This is a genomic window from Streptomyces rapamycinicus NRRL 5491 (assembly GCF_024298965.1).
GTDB lineage: Bacteria > Actinomycetota > Actinomycetes > Streptomycetales > Streptomycetaceae > Streptomyces > Streptomyces rapamycinicus.
Map to the genome: position 1 here is coordinate 9,242,742 of NZ_CP085193.1, position 17,324 is coordinate 9,260,065.

Below are 17,324 nucleotides of genomic sequence, written 5' to 3' on the forward strand. Positions count from 1 at the left end.
GCGTGGTGTGACGTCGGCCGCCGTGTGTGGCGGTCGTGGTTACCGGTCGGAGCCGGACCCCTCGTCCCCGTCGCCGCCCCGGTCCGTGCCGCCCTCGTCGCGGCGGGAGGCGTCCCGGTCCTCGGTGCCCCGGCCGTCGTCCGCCTCCTTGGCGTCGTCCGCCCCCTTGGCGCTGTCGGCGTCCTCGGCTTTGCCCGCGTCCTTGGCCTCGTCCGCGTCCTTGGCCTCGTCCTCGGCGCCGCCGGTGTCCTCGGCGTCGTCCTCCTTGGCCGGCTCGTCCTTGGGGGACGGCTTGCGCGGCCGCCCGTGGCCGGTGGAGGGGTCGCGCAGATAGGGGGCGCCCGGGCCTCCCGAGCCGCCCTCCAGGCCGCCGCTCTCGGTCGCGTGGCCGCCGGCGGGGCCGGGCTGGCCGTCGCGCCGCCGCAGATAGCGCTCGAACTCGCGGGCGATGGCCTCGCCGGACGCCTCGGGCAGCTCGGCGGTGTCCCGCGCCTCCTCCAGCGACTGGACGTACTCGGCGACCTCGCTGTCCTCGGCGGCCAGCTGGTCCACGCCCAGTTGCCAGGCCCGCGAGTCCTCGGTCAGCTCGCCGAGGGGGATGCGCACCGTGATGAGGTCCTCGAGGCGGTTCAGCAGCGCCAGGGTGGCCTTCGGGTTCGGCGGCTGCGAGACGTAGTGCGGTACGGCCGCCCACAGGCTCACCGCCGGGACGCCGGCGTGGGCGCACGCCTCCTGGAGGACGCCGACGATCCCGGTCGGGCCCTCGTAGCGGGTCTCCTCCAGATCGAGGCTGCGGGCCAGGTCCGGGTCGGAGGTGACCCCGCTGACCGGCACCGGCCGGGTGTGCGGGGTGTCGCCGAGCAGTGCGCCGAGGATGACGACCATCTCCACGCCCAACTCATGGGCGTAGCCGAGGATCTCGTTGCAGAACGACCGCCAGCGCATGCTCGGCTCGATGCCGCGCACCAGCACCAGGTCCCGGGACTTCTCCCCGGTGTCCGCCCGGACCACCGAGAGCCGGGTCGTCGGCCAAGTGATCTTGCGCACACCGCCCTCCAGGGCGACGGTGGGCCGGTTCACCTGGAAGTCGTAGTAGTCCTCCGCGTCGAGCGAGGCGAAGACCTCGCCCTTCCACTCCCGGTCCAGGTGCCCGACCGCGGTCGAGGCGGCGTCTCCGGCGTCGTTCCAGCCCTCGAAGGCACAGATCATGACCGGGTCGATCAGCTCGGGAACCCCCTCAAGCTCGATCACCCAGCGCCTCCTTCCGACCGGGGCGGACGGATGGTGCCGCCTCCAGCTGCAGTTTCCCATTGCGTGCCACCCAAGCCTACGGCTTTCCGGGGCCCCGGCCGCAGCCCCTGTCCAGGAGTACTAAGAGATTCATCCGATCTGTCCTTCGAAAGTTCCGACGCACCTCTGGACGAAACCCTTAGGGCAGCGCTATACATCGGATCATCGCGAAAGGTCCGATGTTCTCTCTCGCGCATCGTTTCAGGGAGCCCCCATTGAGTCAGCGTCCATCCGTCACCGAGCTCGAGGTCCATGACATCCGGTTTCCCACCTCGGAGCAGCTCGACGGCTCGGACGCCATGAACCCGGACCCCGACTACTCCGCCGCCTACGTCGTGCTGCGCACGGAAGCGGGGGAGGGCGCGGCGGCCTCCGAGGGACACGGCTTCGTCTTCACCATCGGCCGCGGCAACGATGTCACCGCGGCCGCCATCCGCTCCCTGCGCCCCCATGTGGTGGGCCGCCCCGCGCCGTTGACGGCCGCCGATCTCGCCGCCCTGCACCGCGAACTGACCCATGACTCGCAGCTGCGCTGGCTCGGGCCCGAGAAGGGCGTCATGCACATGGCCGCGGGTGCGGTGGTCAACGCCGCCTGGGACCTCGCCGCCCGGCAGGCCGGAAAGCCCCTGTGGCAGTTCCTCGCCGAGATGTCGCCCGAGGAACTGGTCGAGCTGGTCGACTTCCGCTACCTCAGCGACGCGCTCACCCCGGAGGAGGCGCTCGCCATCCTGCGCGCCGCCGAGCCCGGCCGCGCCGAGCGCGCCGCGCGGCTGCGCGAGCGGGGCTACCCCGCCTACACCACCTCGCCCGGCTGGCTCGGCTACTCCGACGAGAAAATGATCAAGCTGGCGCAGGAGGCTGTCGCCGACGGCTTCGGCCAGATCAAGCTCAAGGTCGGGTCCGATCTGGACGAGGACCTCAGACGGATGCGGCTCGCCCGCGAGGCCGTCGGCCCCGATGTGCGCATCGCCGTGGACGCCAACCAGCGCTGGGACGTGGCGGAGGCGGTGCGCTGGATGAGCGCCCTCGCGCCGTACGACCCGCACTGGATCGAGGAGCCCACCAGCCCGGACGACGTCCTCGCCCACGCCGCCATCCGCGCCGGACAGCCGGTCAAGGTGGCCACCGGTGAGCATGTCGCCAACCGCGTGGTCTTCAAGCAGCTGCTCCAGGCCGAGGCGGTGGACTTCGTCCAGATCGACGCGGCACGGGTCGCGGGGGTCAACGAGAACCTCACGATCCTGCTGCTCGCCGCCAAGTACGGACTTCCGGTGTGCCCGCACGCGGGCGGCGTCGGGCTGTGCGAACTCGTCCAGCACCTGGCCATGTTCGACTTCGTGGCCGTCTCGGGCAGCTGGGAGGACCGGGTCATCGAGTATGTCGACCACCTCCACGAGCACTTCGCCGATCCCGCGGTCGTCGAGTCGGGCCGCTACCGGGCTCCGACCGCGCCGGGCTTCTCCGCCCGTATGTACCCAGAGTCGATCGCCGCCTACCGCTATCCGGACGGGCCCGAATGGCGGGCCCGCCTCGCACGGCCCGTACCGGCACCGTCCGCACCGGCTCAGCCCGTACCGGCACCGTCCGCACCGGCTCAGCCCGTACCTGCACCGTCCGCACCCGCACAGCCTCAGGAGGACCACAAGTGACCACCGGCGACTTCGAAGGGCTGGCCGCGCTCGTCACCGGCGGCGCCTCCGGCATCGGCGCCGCCATCGCCGTCGCGCTGCGCGACCGGGGCGCGCGGGTCGCCGTGCTCGACCGCGATCCGTCGGGCGCCCCGGACGGCACGCTGCCGCTCAAGGCCGATGTCACCTCCGACGAGGGGGTCAGGACGGCGGTGGACGCGGCCGTAGCCGAGTTCGGCGCCCTGCACACCCTCGTCGGCAACGCGGGCATCGGCGCGATCGGCAGCGTGGAGGACAACTCCGACGAGGAGTGGCACCGGCTGCTGGACATCAACGTGCTGGGCCTGGTCCGCACCGCGCGGGCCGCGCTGCCCCACCTGCGCGCCGCCGCGGCCGACCGGCCCGGCGCCGTCTCCATCACCCACACCTGCTCGATCGCCGCCACCGCGGGGCTTCCGCAGCGCGCCGCCTACAGCGCCAGCAAGGGCGCGGTGCTGTCGCTGACCCTCGCCATGGCGGCGGACCACGTCCGCGAGGGGGTGCGCGTCAACTGCGTCAACCCCGGCACCGTGGACACCCCGTGGGTCGGCCGGCTGCTCGGCCAGGCCCCCGACCCGGCGGCCGAGCGCGCCGCCCTGGAGGCCCGGCAGCCCACCGGACGGCTGGTCTCCGCCGACGAGGTGGCCGCCGCCGTCGCGTACCTCGCCAGCCCCGCCGCCGCGGCCGTCACCGGCACCGCGCTGGCCGTCGACGGAGGGATGCAGGGGCTGCGGCTGCGCCCCGCCTCCTCCTAGACAACCGCCCCACCGCTTGAGACAACCGCACAACCGCCTCTGCCCGAGGCCGGTACCACCCGCACGACTCGACCCAGGAACGACCAAGGACGGGACTCGATGACGAGACTCCGCACCACCGGCACCGCCGCCTGCGCCGTGCTGCTGGCCGTCGCAGCGCTCACCGGCTGCAACCGAGAGAGCAATGGCGCCGGCGGCGGCAAGGTCGGCATCGACATGCCGCGGACGGACACCGACTTCTGGAACTCCTACCAGCAGTACCTGGAGAAGGGCATCGACAAGGGCACGGTCTCCGCGCTCCCGCTGTCCAACTCGCAGAACGACATCGGCAAGCTGGTCGCCAACGTCCAGGCGTTCACCGACCAGGGCGCCAAGGCGGTCATCATGGCGCCCCAGGACACCGGGGCCATCTCCTCCACCCTGGAGCAACTGGAGGAGAAGAAGATCCCCGTCATCAGCGTGGACACCCGGCCCGACTCCGGCAAGGTCTACATGGTGGTGCGCGCCGACAACCGGGCGTACGGCACCAAGGCGTGCGAGTACCTCGGCGAGAAGCTGGGCGGCAAGGGCCGGATCGCCGAGCTCCAGGGCGACCTCAGCTCCATCAACGGCAGGGACCGCTCGCAGGCGTTCGCCTCCTGCATGAAGAAGAAGTACCCCGGCATCAAGGTGCATGAGCTGCCCACCGACTGGAAGGGCGATGTCGCCTCGGCCAAGCTGCAGAGCCTGCTGGCCCAGCACAAGGACGTGAACGGCATCTACATGCAGGCGGGCGGCGCCTTCCTGCAGCCCACGCTCGCCCTGCTGGAGCAGAAGCGGCTGCTGAAGCACGCCGGTTCGGCCAAGCACATCACGATCATCTCCAACGACGGGATACCCGAGGAGCTGGACGCGATCCGCTCCGGGAAGATCGACGCCACGCTCTCCCAGCCCGCCGACCTCTACGCCCAGTGGGCCCTGAACTACGCGAAGGCCGCTCTGGACGGCAAGACGTTCAAACCCGGCCCGACCGACCACGACTCCAAGATCGTCAAGATCGGGAGCGGCCTGGAGGACCAGCTTCCGGCGCCGCTGGTCACCAAGGAGAACGTCGACGACAAGAAGTTGTGGGCCAACCAGCTCGAGAAGAAGTGACCATGGCGGAGGCCGAGCAGCCCGCCGTCGTACGGGCCCAGGGCATCGTCAAACGGTTCGGGCCCACCGTCGCCCTGGACCACGCCCGGCTGGCGGTGCGGCCCGGGGAGGCCCACGCGCTCGTCGGGCGCAACGGGGCGGGCAAGTCCACGCTGGTGTCCGTCCTGACCGGGATGGAGCGCCCGGACGAGGGCGAGGTGACCTTCGCGGGCGAGTCCGCCCCCGGCTACGGCGACACCGCCGCCTGGCAGCGCAAGGTGGCCTGCGTCTACCAGAAGTCGATGGTGGTCCCGGACCTGACGGTCGCCGAGAACCTCTACCTCAACCGCTTCCCGGGCGCGGGGCGCATCCGCTGGCGCGCCCTGCGCGAGGACGCCCGCGCGCTGCTGGCCGAGTACGGGGTGGAGGTGGATCCGCAGACGCGGGCGAAGGATCTCAGCGTGGAGCAGCGGCAGTTCGTGGAGATCGCCCGCGCGCTCTCCTTCGGCGCCCGGCTGATCATCCTCGACGAGCCCACCGCCCAGCTCGACGCGGGCGGGATCGACCGGCTCTTCGCCAAGCTGCTGGAGCTGCGCCGGCAGGGGGTCGCCTTCCTGTTCATCTCGCACCATCTGCAAGAGGTCTACGAACTCTGCGACACCGTCACCGTCTTCCGCGACGCCCGCCATGTGCTGACCGCCCCGGTCGCCGGCCTCCCCAAGGAGGAACTGGTGGCGGCGATGACCGGGGACGACGGCGGGGCGCCCGAGGGCGACTCCCGTGCCGGCGTCCGCGCCCCCGTCGCCCGTAAGGAGGCCGACCCGGACGGGGAGCCGGTGCTGCGCACCGAAGGGCTCGCCCTGGAGGGCGAGTTCGACCCGCTGGACCTGGTGGTGCGCCCCGGCGAGGTGCTCGGCCTGGCCGGGGCCACGGCCAGCGGCAACACGGCGGTCGGCGAGACCCTGGTGGGCTTGCGCAAACCGGCCGGGGGGCGGCTGTCGGTGCGCGGCCGGCCGGTGCGCCCCGGCAGTGTGCCGCACGCCATCGACGCGGGCATCGGCTACGTCCCGGAGGACCGGCACGACCAGGGCCTGGTCCTGGGCCGCAGCGTCGCCGAGAACGCCACGCTGACCGTCACCGACCAACTCGGGCCCTACGGCACGGTGCTGCCCTCCCGGACCCGCGCCTTCGCCCAGCGGATGATCACCTCCCTGGACATCAAGACCTCGGGGCCTTCGCAGCCCGTTTCGGGTTTGTCCGGCGGAAATCAGCAGAAGGTCGTCATCGCGCGGGCGCTGGCCCGTGAGCCCAGCGTCCTGGTCGCGATCCGCCCGACCGCCGGGGTGGACGTGAAGTCCAAGGACGCGCTGCTCGGCGTCGTACGGGACGTGGCCGCGTCCGGGAGCGGCGCGGTCATCGTCTCCGACGAACTGGACGATCTGCGGGTCTGCGACCGGATCCTGGCGTTCTTCCACGGGCGGGTGGTCGCCGAGTTCGGCAGCGGCTGGAGCGACCGTCAGCTCGTGGCCGCCATGGAGGGCATCACGGAGCCGGGCACCAACGGCACGGCGGGGGACACCGAAGACCGCACAGAAGGAAGGCAGACATGACCGATACCGCACGGCAGCGGACCGCCGAGGCGGTGGCTGACGACCCGGCGGGGGGCCGGCCGCGGATCGACATCGCGCGCTGGCGCGATCTGTCGCTGGTCCCCGTGATCTTCGTCCTCGGGGTGATCGGCTTCATCGTCTCGCCCGCCTTCCTCACCGAGGACAACCTGATCGGCGTCGTCCAGCAGTCCACCGAGCTGGGGCTGCTGGTGCTGGGCGAGGCGCTGATCCTGATCAGCGGGCGGATGGACCTCTCCCTGGAATCGACCATCGCCGTGGCGCCGGTGATCGCCCTGTGGTTGGTGCTGCCCGCGCACGGGGCGCGGTTCGAGGGCCTGGGGCTGCTGCCGGTGTGGACCGCGATACCGCTGTGCCTGGCGGTCGGGGCGCTGATCGGCGCGGCCAACGGCTTCCTGATGCTCAAACTGCGCGTCAACGGCTTCATCGCGACCCTGGGCATGCTCACCATGCTGCGCGGCCTCCAGGTCGGCATCGCCGAGGGCCAGTCGATCGTCAACGTCCCCGAGTCCTTCCGCTACCTCGGCAAGGCCGAGTGGCTGGGCGTGCCCGCCGCCGTGTGGATCTGCCTGGGGCTGTACGCACTCGGCGGCCTGGCGCTGGGCTATCTGCGGCACGGGCGCTCGCTGTACGCGATCGGCGGCAACCCCGAGGCCGCGCGCGCGGCGGGCATCCGGGTGGACCGGATCACCTGGATCGTGCTGAGCGTCGGCGGACTGCTGGCCGCCTTCGCGGGCATCCTGTACACGGGCCACTACGGCTCGGTCGCCGCGACCCAGGGCAACGGCTGGATCTTCCAGGTGTTCGCCGCCGCGGTCATCGGCGGGATCAGCCTCAAGGGCGGCCGCGGCACCCTCTTCGGCGCGCTCACCGGTGTGCTGACGCTGCAGCTGGTCGTCAATGTGATGACCCTCGGCGGGGTACCGCCCCTGTGGAACCAGTTCATCAACGGCTCGATCATCATCGTCGCGCTGATCATCTCCCGCTACGCCAGCGGCGAGAAGCAGGACTGAGAGCCGGGAGGAAGCCATGGCGGACGACGGCGGACGGGCCCCGAGCGGCCCGCGCGAACTGGGGCGCTCGGGGGTGTGCGTACCACCCCTGGGGCTGGGCTGCGCGCCGCTGGCCAATCTCTACGAGGCGGTGCCGGAGGAGCGCGCGCTGGACACCGTAAGGGCGGCGTTCGACACCGGCCTCACCTATATGGACACCGCGCCGCACTACGGCGTCGGGCTGTCCGAGGAGCGGCTGGGGCGGGTGCTGGCCGGGCGCGACCGCGCCGGGTACACGCTCTCCACCAAGGTGGGGCGGCGGCTGCGGCCGCGCGCCCCCGGGGAGCCCGTCCAGGCGGACGGGTTCGCCGACACCCCCGACCGGGTCCGGGAGTGGGACTTCACCCGGGACGGCATCCGCGCGAGCCTCGAGTCCTCCCTGGAGCGGCTCGGCGTCGACGCCGTGGACATCGTCTACCTCCACGATCCGGAGGACCACGTCCCCGAGGTCTATGAGACGGCCTTCGCGGCGCTGGCCGAGCTGAAGCGGGAGAAGCTCGTCCGGGCCATCGGCTTCGGCATGAACCACAGCGACCTCCTCGCCCGGTTCGTCGCCGACTTCGACGTGGACGTCGTGCTGTGCGCCGGGCGCTGGACGCTGCTGGAGCGCACCGCCTTCGACGATCTGCTGCCGGTGTGCGAGCGGCGCGGCACCTCCGTGGTGGCCGCCGGGGTCTACAACTCCGGGCTGCTCGCCGACCCCGCCCCCGGGGCCCGCTACGACTACCAGCAGGCTCCGCCCGAACTCCTCGCGCGGGCCCGGCGGCTGGCCGAGGTGTGCGCCGAGTTCGGGGTGCCGCTGCGGGCCGCCGCACTGCGCTTCCCCTTCGGCCACCCCGCGGTGGCCGCCGCGGTCGTCGGCTGCGCCTCCGCGGCCGAGGTCCGGGACAATGCCGAGCTGTTCGCCCACGACATCCCCGACGAGCTGTGGCAGGCCCTGGTCCGGCGCGGTCTGCTCGACGACGACATCCCGCTGCCGGTCTGAACCCCCGAGGAGTGCCCGAGTGCCCTTGCCGCGCCGTATCGACGCCCATCACCACCTGTGGGACCTGACCCGCCGTGAGCAGCCGTGGATGGACGGCGCGTGGGCCGAGCCCATCCGCCGCACCTTCACCCCGGACGACCTCGCCCCGCATCTGGACGCCCATGGGATCGATGCCACCGTCGTCGTCCAGTCCAGCTCCTCCGTGGCGGAGACCCGGGAGCTCCTCGCCCTGGCCGGCGGGTCGGACCGGATCGCGGGCGTCGTCGGCTGGGCCGACCTCACCGACCCCGGGGTGGGCGAGGTGCTCGCGGAGCTGGCCGCCGGACCCGGCGGCGACCGGCTGGTGGGCCTGCGCCACCAGGTGCAGGACGAGCCGGACCCGCGGTGGCTGGACCGCGAGGACGCCCGCCGGGGACTGGCCGCCGTGGCCGGCGCGGGGCTGGTCTACGACCTGCTGGTCACCCCGCGCGAGCTGCCCGCGGCCGTGGACGCCGTCCGTGAGCTGCCGCAGCTGCGCTTCGTCCTGGACCACGCCGCCAAACCGCCGGTGGCGAGCGGTGAGCGCGACCCCTGGGCGTGGCAGCTGGCCGCGCTCGCGGCCCTGCCGAACGTCGACTGCAAGCTGTCCGGTCTGGTCACCGAGGCCGACTGGGAGGGCTGGAAGCCCGAGCAGGTGCTCCCGTACGCCTGGCACGTGCTGGACGCCTTCGGGCCCGGCCGGGTGCTCTTCGGCTCCGACTGGCCGGTGTGCCTCCTGGCCGCGACCTACGACGAGGTGGTGGCCCTCGCGGACCGGGCCGCCCTCCGGCTCGGCGAGGACGAGCGCGCCGCCGTCTTCGGCGGCAACGCGGCCCGCGCGTACGGTCTGGGAACCTAGGGGGTTTCCGGCGGTACGCGTACGCCTGCGGCGGGCCCACGCGGCGGAGCCGCATATCGACGCTGTCCCCTACCCGCCCCTTCCCGACACCTGACGATATGCGGCTCCGCCGCGTGGGGGGCTCCGCCCCAGACCCCGCTCCTCAAACTCCCCCGGCTACCGCTGGGAGGTGCCCCCCCCCGAGCGGCTGGAAGGCGGGGCCCGCCGACGGGGGTCTGGGGGCGGAGCCCCCGGCGGGGGCCGGGGCGCGGCCCCGGTGGGCTCACAGCGTGGAGCGCAGCCACTGCTCCACGCTCGCGATGTGCACCGTCGCCCAGGACCGTGCCGCCTCCGCGTCACGGTCCCGCAGGGCGGCCAGGATCGCCCGGTGCTCGTGGAGGGTGCGGCTGACCGCGTCCTCCTGCGTCAGACCGCGCCACACCCGGGCCCGGGTGGTGGGCCCGGAGAGCCCGTCGAGCAGCGAGCACAGCACCGAGTTGCCGGAGGTCTGGACGATGCCGCGGTGGAACTCCAGATCGCAGGCGACCAGCTCCTCCACCGAGGGCTCCTGCCCGAGCGCGTCCAGCTGCTCCTGGAGCCGGTCCAGCTCGGCGTCGCTGATCCGGGTGGAGGCCAGCGCGGTGGCCGCGGGCTCCAGGATCCGCCGCACCGCCAGGAACTCCAGTACCGTGTCGTCGCGGTGGAAGTCCACCACGAAGCTCAGCGCCTCCAGCAGCAGCTGGGGATCGAGGCTGGTCACATAGGTGCCGTCGCCCTGCCGTACGTCGAGGATCCGGATCAGCGACAGCGCCCGGACGGCCTCCCGCAGCGAGTTGCGCGACAGCCCCAGATCGGCGGCCAGCTCACTCTCCTTGGGGAGCCGGTCACCGGGGCGCAGCGCGCCCGAGACGATCATGCCCTTGATTTTTTCGATCGCCTCGTCGGTGACCGCCATGGTGGACCTCCCCGGGTCAAACATCCGATGTATCAGGTCCATTATGACGTGCTTGGACCGGCGGCGTCTGCCGGGGACGCCGCCGGTCCGCTGTGACCTTTTACCAGGAGGGCCCGAAGCGGGCTCGGAGCTGGTTCATCGGATGGCTCAGAAGGTGAACGGCCCCGGGGACTGCGGCGAGGTGGCGGTGCAGTTCACCGTGATCAGACCGAAGATGACCAGCTTGAGCGACTTGGCCTCCAGGACGTCGCCCGCGGCCACCGTGCCCTTGAGCGGGCCGGTGGTCACATCGGAGCCGGTCGGGATCGCCGGATTGGCGTTCCCGGTGAAGGTCTTGGTTCCGCCGCCGCTCTTCGACAGCGTCAGCGTCGAGCTCACCGAGCCCGCCGGAACGTCGATCGGGGCCTTGATCGCCCCCGACGACAGGGTGATGGTCGCGGAGGTCCCGCTCTGCGTGGCGGTCAGGGTGGCCAGGCCCGACCCGTACGTCCCGCAGTCCGCCGTGAGGGTGGCGGACGTGGGGTCGACCGCGGACGCGGTCGGTGCCAGCGCCAGCGCGCCGGCGGCCAGTGCTGCTGTTCCCATTGCCGTGCCGATCCCGAGCTTGAACCGTCTCATGGGATTGCCTTCCGGAGTGGGGGAAAGTGCGGCTGATGTGTGGGGGGTTCCCGCCCGTCATCCACGGGCGATGTCATTGATGCGCGCACCGCCGAAGAAGGCAAGAGCGATTCAGTTGATTTTTAACGCGCGAGTAAGTTCAAAGGCCCCCGGCGGCTCGGTCGCCAACTGCCCTCCGTGAGCGACCAGTTGGTGAGACCCTCAGCTCCAGAGCGCGCTGGGCGCCGCCCGGCGCACCACCGGGGCGATCTCCTCGGCGAACCTCTGCAAGGTCTCGATCTGCCGGGACCGGCTCAGCCCGATCCCGTCGACCGTGATCGACTGGCGGCCAGCTCGGGTGAGTTCCGGCTGGTGGCCGAGCCGTGCCAGATCCTGGGCAGCCCGTCGTAGGGGCGCGGCACGGTCGTCACCTCCTTCAGCGGCGGCCGGAACTCCCACTTCCAGGTGACCTTTTCCTCGCTCCACAGCCGCCGCAGCAGCTCGTACTTCTCGGCCTGGAGATCCCGCTGCCGGTCCTCGTCGAGGCCGAAGAGGCCGAAGTGCCCGGCCTCCGCGCCCTTGCCCACCACCAGCTCGATCCGGCGCCGGGAGATCTGGTCCAGCGTCGCGTAGTCCTCGGCGACCCGCACCGGGTCCAGGATCGCCACCACGGTCACACCGGTGAGCAGCCGGATCCGGGAGATGCGGACCGGGAGCGCGCCCAGCACCACCGTCGGGCTCGAGGACAGGAACGGCCCGGCGTGCCGCTCCCCGACGGCGTACGCGTCGAAACCGAGCCGCTCGGCGGCCACCCCCGTCTCCACTACGTCCTCGAACCACTCGGCGGCGGACGGCAGCTCACCGGTCAAGGCGTGAGCCGAGCATGGGGAGGTCTCCAGGCAGAACGAATCGAAAGAGAGGCGAAAAGGAGAAAGGGCCGGGCGGCGGAGAAGCCGTCAGCGGCCCTGACAGATCGCGCTGGAGACGCGGTGCAGATCGATATGGCGGCGGGCGGTGAGCGAGATGGCGTGCTCCCGGTAGGACATCGCGCGCTCACCCCCTCCTCGAATTGATTGCTGCCTCAAACTAGCAGTCCGGGCGGCCGGGTGAGAAGACGTTTCCTCTCACCCGGCCGCCCGGACCTGGGAAGGCGGCCCTGCGGGGGTCAGGGTCGCTTGGCCAGCAGATCCTCGACCCGGCTCCGGATGTCCTCGGAGTCCAGGCCGCGGATGGTCAGGGTGGTGCGGCGGCGCAGGACGTCATCCGCCGTGCGCGCCCACTCGTAGTCCCGGGCGTAGGCGACCTGCGCCCAGATCTCCGGGGCGTCCGGGTGGATCCGCTCCGCGAGCGCCGGGTCGCCGCCGGCCAGCCGGGCGATGTCGAAGGAGAGCGAGCCGTAGTGGGTCGCCAGATGGCGGGCGGTGTCGGCGGCCATGCGCGGGCCGGGGGTGCCGCCGTCCACCAGCAGCCGGTGCTCTACGGCGTGCGGATTGGCCAGGCCCGGCAGCGGCATGTGCCGGGGCAGCAGCTTGACCGGCTCCATGTCGTCGGCGAGCGGACGGCCCGGCAGCTCGGCCAGCTTCTGCATCACGGTGCGGCCGATGTGGCGGAAGGTGGTCCACTTGCCGCCGGCTATGGAGAGCATCCCGCCCTTGCCCTCGGTGACCACGGTCTCCCGCTTGGCCTTGGCGGTGTCGCCCGGGCCGCCGGGCAGCACCCGCAGCCCCGCGAAGGAGTAGGTGATCAGATCGCGGGAGAGCTGCTGGTCGCGGATGGAGAAGGCGGCCTCGTCCAGGATCTGGGAGATGTCCGCCTCGTTGACCGCGACATCGGCCGGGTCGCCCTCGAACTCCTCGTCCGTGGTGCCCAGCAGCAGCATGTCCTCCCAGGGGAGGGCGAAGGTGATGCGGTACTTGTCGATGGGGGTGGCCAGCGCCGCCCGCCAGGGGGAGGTGCGCTTGAGGACCAGGTGGGCGCCCTTGGACAGCCGGATCGACGGCGCCGCGCCCGGGTCCTCCATCCGGCGCAGATGGTCCACCCAGGGGCCGGTGGCGTTGAGCACCAGACGGGCGCCGACCCCGAACTCGGTGCCGTCGGTACGGTCCCTGAGCTCGGCTCCGGCGACCCGGCCGTCGTTCTTGCGCAGGCCGATGACCTCGGCGTGGTTGAGGACGGTGGCACCCGCCTCCACGGCCGCCCGGACCGTCATCAGGGCCATGCGGCTGTCGTTCATCTGGCCGTCGCCGTAGACCGCGACCGCCTTGAGGCCCTCGGTGCGCAGCTCGGGGACGTCGCGCGCGGCCCGCTCGGCGCCGATCACATGGCCCACGCCGTCACGGAACGCGGAGAGCGCCGAGTAGGCGAAGACGCCCGCGCCCAGCTTGGCCGCGCCGTGCGGACCGCCCTTGTAGACCGGCAGGTAGAAGGTGAGGGGGTTGGACAGGTGCGGGGCGACGGTACGGGAGACCGCGCGCCGCTCGAAGTGGTTCTCGGCGACCAGCTTGACCGCGCCCGTCTGGAGGTAGCGCAGGCCGCCGTGGAGCAGCTTGGAGGAGGCCGAGGAGGTGGCACCGGCGAAGTCACCGGCGTCCACCATCGCCACCCGCAGCCCGGACTGCGCGGCGTGCCAGGCAGTGGTGATGCCCAGGATTCCGCCGCCGATCACCAGGAGGTCGTACGTCGCCTTGGAGAGCTGTTCCCGGGTTTCGGCTCGGCTCGGGTTCGAACCGGCAGCCGGGTGCGTTCCGAGGGAGGACGGAACGCTCTGCAGGGTGGTCATTGATTACTCCTCGTCTTCGATCCAGCCCATGGTCCGCTGCACGGCCTTGAGCCAGCTCTTGTACTCGCGGTCGCGGACGTCCGCGTCCATTCGGGGGGTCCATTCGGCCGCCCGGCGCCAGTTCGCGCGCAGGGCGTCGGTGTCCGGCCAGAAGCCGACGGCGAGACCGGCGGCGTAGGCGGCGCCCAGGCAGGTGGTCTCGGCGACCATCGGGCGCACCACGGGTGCGTCCAAGGCGTCCGAGAGGGTCTGCATCAGGAGGTTGTTGGAGGTCATGCCGCCGTCGACCTTGAGCGAGGCGAGCTCGACCTCGGAGTCCTTGGTCATCGCGTCGACGATCTCGCGGGTCTGCCAGGCGGTGGCCTCGAGCACGGCGCGGGCGATGTGCGCCTTGGTGACGTAGCGGGTCAGGCCCGCGATCACACCGCGGGCGTCGGACCGCCAGTACGGGGCGAACAGGCCCGAGAAGGCGGGCACGAAGTACGCGCCGCCGTTGTCCTCGACCGAACTCGCAAGGGTCTCGATCTCGGCGGCGCTGTTGATCAGGCCCATCTGGTCCCGCATCCACTGCACCAGCGAACCGGTGACCGCGATCGAGCCCTCCAGGGCGTAGACCGGCTTCTCGTCGCCGATCCGGTAGCCGACGGTGGTCAGCAGCCCGTTGTAGGAGTTGACCGGCTTCTCGCCGGTGTTCATCAGCAGGAAGGTGCCGGTTCCGTAGGTGGACTTGGCCTCGCCCTCGGAGTAGCAGGTCTGGCCGAACAGGGCCGCCTGCTGGTCGCCGAGCGCGGAGGCCACCGGCACGCCCGCCAGGACGCCCCGGGCGGTGTGCCCGTAGACCTCGGCGGAGGAGCGTATCCGCGGCAGCACGGCGGCCGGGATGTCCATCGAGGCCAGGATCTTCTCGTCCCAGTCCAGGGTGTGCAGGTTCATCAGGAGGGTGCGGGAGGCGTTGGTGACGTCGGTGACGTGCACGCCGCCGTTGACACCGCCGGTCAGGTTCCAGATGACCCAGGAGTCCATGGTGCCGAAGAGGATGTCGCCCGCCTCGGCCCGCGCGCGCAGCCCCTCGACGTTGTCGAGCAGCCAGCGGATCTTGGGACCGGCGAAGTAGGAGGCCAGCGGGAGGCCGGTCTCGCGGCGGAAGCGGTCCTGGCCGACGTTGCGGCCGAGCTCGCGACAGAGGGCGTCGGTGCGGGTGTCCTGCCAGACGATGGCGTTGTGCACCGGCTCACCGGTGTTCTTGTCCCACAGCAGGGTGGTCTCGCGCTGGTTGGTGATGCCGATCGCCTTGACGTCGACGGCGGTGATCTCGGCCTTGGTGATGGCGCCGGCGACCACCTCCTTGACGTTCTCCCAGATCTCGGTGGCGTTGTGCTCCACCCAGCCGGGCTTGGGGAAGATCTGCTCGTGCTCCTTCTGGTCGACCGCGACGATGCGGCCGTCGCGGTCGAAGACGATGCAGCGGCTGGAGGTGGTGCCCTGGTCGATGGCCGCGATGAACGGTCCCTGGCCGTGGGACGAGGCGCTGGTGGTGTGGGTGTCGGTCATGATCTGCTGCTCTCCTGCGAGTGGTGGGGTGGACTAGGCGAAGGCGATCTCGTAGATCCCGCCGGCGATGGCGCCGCCGATGAGCGGGCCGACGACCGGGATCCAGGCATAGCCCCAGTCCGAGCCGCCCTTGTTGGGCAGCGGCAGGAGGGCGTGGGCGATCCGGGGGCCGAGGTCACGCGCCGGGTTGATGGCGTAACCGGTCGGGCCGCCGAGCGAGAGGCCGATGCCGACCACCACGAACGCGGTGATCATGACGCCGATGACGCCTAGGCCCTTGCCGTCGCCGTTGAGCCCCTGGGTGAGGATGGCGAGCACCAGCACGGCCGTGGCGATGATCTCGGTGGCCAGGTTCTGACCGACGTTCCGGATCTCCGGGCCGGTGGAGAAGACGCCCAGCACCGGGCCGGCGCCGGTGGCCTGCTGCTGCCGGTCCGCCGCCACCGTGTCCTGGGCGCCCGGGCCGCCGACGATCTCGCGGTCGGTGAGATGGGCGTGGAAGTGGCCGAGGTAGGCGAGCCACACCAGCGACGCGCCGATCACCGCGCCGAGCATCTGGCCGAGGAAGTAGATGGGCACCTTGTTCCACTCGACGCCGCCCTCGATGGCGAGGCCGATCGTCACCGCCGGGTTGAGATGCGCTCCCGAGAGCGGTGCGGAGATATAGGCGCCGGTGAGCACGGCGAAGCCCCACCCGAGGGTGATGGCGACCCACCCGGCCTCGAACGCCTTGGATTGCTTCAAGACAACGCCGGCGACGACACCGCAGCCGAGCAGAATGAGAACGGCGGTACCGATGGTCTCGCCGATGAAGATGTCGGAGCTGGACACCCGCGACTCCTTTGTCCTTCGTCCAGGGGAAGGCGAACCCCCGGGGCTGTCCGGTGGTCCGCGCCCTCGTGGGAGGGCGTTGGTCGGCCCGCGGCGAGTCCACCATAGCGAATATTGTCGTCAGGTGTTCGACAATGCCGACCGATGAACGGCAGTTTTCTTCACGCCGAAGACCCCGTCAAGGGTCGTGTGAAGGAAAAATCGCGCGTATGTGAAACCGTGATGAAGCAGGTCATGCCGGGATATGGGGGCAGATCCACCCGCGTTGGCGCGATTCAGAAACGCAGGGCACCCAGGTCCCGGGAGACGGCACGCGCACAGTCCCGTACGGCGGCCACGAGCTCCGAGCGCAGCACCCCGCCCTCGCACACCCGCTCGACCGCGCCCGTTATCCCCACCGCGCCCACGGGCAGCCGGCGCCGGTCGTGGATGGGCGCCGCGACCGAGGCCACGCCCTCCCAGGTCTCCTCCACGTCGCAGCCCCAGCCGCGCGCCCGGGTCAGGTCCAGCACGCCCTCGAACTCGCGCTCACCGGTCACCGTGCGCGGCGTGAACGCCTTACGGTCGCCGTCGGCCACCTCGCTGTGCGCGACCGGGTCATAGGCGGAGAGCACCTTGCCCAGGGCCGTGGAGTGCAGCGGGTGCATGGCGCCGACCTCCAGCACCTGGCGGCTGTCGTCCGGCCGGAAGACATGGTGGACGATCAGCACGCCCTGCTGGTGCAGCACGCCCAGGTACACGCTCTCGCCGCTGGAGCGGGCCAGGTCGTCGGTCCACACCAGGGCGCGGGCGCGCAGCTCGTGCACGTCCAGATAGCTGTTGCCCAGGCGCAGCAGCTCCGCGCCGAGCTGATAGCGGCCGGACGCCTCGTCCTGCTCCACGAAGCCCTCCTGCTGGAGGGTGCGCAATATGCCGTGCGCGGTGCCCTTGGCCAGCCCCAGAGTGGAGGCGATGTCGGACAGTCCCAGACGTCGCTCACCACCGGCGAGCAGGCGTAGCATCGCGGCGGCGCGCTCCAACGACTGGATGTTCCGGGCCATCACCAACCTCCTGACTGCGGTTCGACAATGCTGAACACTATCGGTCCATGTCGACTGCGTGGTACCTGGTGCCGCGTGTCGGTGATCGACGGACTCGCCGGGCCCCGATCGGCCGTGCCCATCCCGGCTGATGGAACGACCATCGTGAAATGACCACTGGCAGCTACCCTGGCGTGGTGCGCCGTCCCCAGGGGAGGGCGCAAAGCCGACAGCCGTCGCACTCCA

15 protein-coding genes and 1 pseudogene are annotated in these 17,324 nt (G+C 71.4%); 7 read left to right on the plus strand and 9 right to left on the minus strand.

Features of this window, described 5'->3' with window-relative positions; all coding sequences use genetic code 11:
• Positions 1-39: 39 nt before the first annotated feature.
• On the minus strand, positions 40-1,251 hold the full coding sequence (locus tag LIV37_RS38935) for a PAC2 family protein (protein WP_020872557.1): 1,212 nt from the start codon (positions 1,249-1,251) through the stop codon (positions 40-42).
• A 218-nt stretch (positions 1,252-1,469) separates the two neighbouring features.
• On the opposite strand from LIV37_RS38935, the gene LIV37_RS38940 reads away from it, so the two are divergent.
• The 7 genes from LIV37_RS38940 (at position 1,470) to LIV37_RS38970 (ending at position 9,367) form a co-directional block, all read left to right on the plus strand.
• Positions 1,470-2,939 carry an enolase C-terminal domain-like protein gene (locus LIV37_RS38940; RefSeq protein WP_121824003.1) on the plus strand — a complete coding sequence of 490 codons (1,470 nt, stop codon included), beginning with the start codon at positions 1,470-1,472 and terminating at the stop codon, positions 2,937-2,939.
• Complete coding sequence (locus tag LIV37_RS38945) at positions 2,936-3,712, plus strand: SDR family NAD(P)-dependent oxidoreductase (RefSeq protein ID WP_020872559.1); 777 nt, start codon at positions 2,936-2,938, stop codon at positions 3,710-3,712. The genes LIV37_RS38940 and LIV37_RS38945 overlap by 4 nt, the downstream gene beginning before the upstream one ends.
• Positions 3,713-3,811: 99 nt before the next feature.
• Positions 3,812-4,846, plus strand: a complete 1,035-nt coding sequence (locus LIV37_RS38950; protein ID WP_020872560.1) for a sugar ABC transporter substrate-binding protein — start codon at positions 3,812-3,814, stop codon at positions 4,844-4,846.
• Positions 4,847-4,848: 2 nt separating this feature from the next.
• On the plus strand, positions 4,849-6,435 hold the full coding sequence (locus tag LIV37_RS38955) for a sugar ABC transporter ATP-binding protein (protein WP_121824002.1): 1,587 nt from the start codon (positions 4,849-4,851) through the stop codon (positions 6,433-6,435).
• Positions 6,432-7,466 (plus strand): ABC transporter permease, encoded by a 1,035-nt coding sequence (locus LIV37_RS38960; RefSeq protein ID WP_020872562.1) that lies wholly within the window; start codon positions 6,432-6,434, stop codon positions 7,464-7,466. The genes LIV37_RS38955 and LIV37_RS38960 overlap by 4 nt, the downstream gene beginning before the upstream one ends.
• 16 nt (positions 7,467-7,482) lie before the next feature.
• Complete coding sequence (locus LIV37_RS38965; RefSeq protein ID WP_020872563.1) at positions 7,483-8,490, plus strand: aldo/keto reductase; 1,008 nt, start codon at positions 7,483-7,485, stop codon at positions 8,488-8,490.
• A 25-nt stretch (positions 8,491-8,515) separates the two neighbouring features.
• The gene (locus tag LIV37_RS38970; RefSeq protein ID WP_121825013.1) at positions 8,516-9,367 is read left to right on the plus strand and encodes an amidohydrolase family protein; all 852 of its coding nucleotides are present in this window, start codon (positions 8,516-8,518) and stop codon (positions 9,365-9,367) included.
• Positions 9,368-9,629: 262 nt separating this feature from the next.
• Here LIV37_RS38970 and LIV37_RS38975 read toward each other — a convergent pair whose 3' ends face one another.
• From LIV37_RS38975 to LIV37_RS39005, 8 genes and pseudogenes are all read right to left on the minus strand, one after another.
• On the minus strand, positions 9,630-10,301 hold the full coding sequence (locus LIV37_RS38975; protein ID WP_020872565.1) for a FadR/GntR family transcriptional regulator: 672 nt from the start codon (positions 10,299-10,301) through the stop codon (positions 9,630-9,632).
• A gap of 147 nt (positions 10,302-10,448) precedes the next feature.
• The gene (locus LIV37_RS38980; protein ID WP_020872566.1) at positions 10,449-10,919 is read right to left on the minus strand and encodes a hypothetical protein; all 471 of its coding nucleotides are present in this window, start codon (positions 10,917-10,919) and stop codon (positions 10,449-10,451) included.
• A 323-nt stretch (positions 10,920-11,242) separates the two neighbouring features.
• A pseudogene (locus LIV37_RS38985) lies at positions 11,243-11,797 on the minus strand (LLM class flavin-dependent oxidoreductase); the annotation flags it as partial.
• A gap of 57 nt (positions 11,798-11,854) precedes the next feature.
• Positions 11,855-11,944 (minus strand): putative leader peptide, encoded by a 90-nt coding sequence (locus LIV37_RS52175; RefSeq protein ID WP_020872568.1) that lies wholly within the window; start codon positions 11,942-11,944, stop codon positions 11,855-11,857.
• Between the two features lie 119 nt (positions 11,945-12,063).
• Positions 12,064-13,677, minus strand: a complete 1,614-nt coding sequence (locus tag LIV37_RS38990) for a glycerol-3-phosphate dehydrogenase/oxidase (protein WP_020872569.1) — start codon at positions 13,675-13,677, stop codon at positions 12,064-12,066.
• A 3-nt stretch (positions 13,678-13,680) separates the two neighbouring features.
• Positions 13,681-15,228 (minus strand): glycerol kinase GlpK, encoded by a 1,548-nt coding sequence (gene glpK, locus LIV37_RS38995; RefSeq protein ID WP_020872570.1) that lies wholly within the window; start codon positions 15,226-15,228, stop codon positions 13,681-13,683.
• 33 nt (positions 15,229-15,261) lie between these two features.
• Complete coding sequence (locus LIV37_RS39000) at positions 15,262-16,059, minus strand: MIP/aquaporin family protein (RefSeq protein ID WP_020872571.1); 798 nt, start codon at positions 16,057-16,059, stop codon at positions 15,262-15,264.
• Between the two features lie 275 nt (positions 16,060-16,334).
• A complete protein-coding gene (locus LIV37_RS39005) occupies positions 16,335-17,099 on the minus strand; it encodes an IclR family transcriptional regulator (RefSeq protein WP_020872572.1) in 765 nt (254 codons plus the stop codon).
• Positions 17,100-17,324 lie beyond the last annotated feature (225 nt).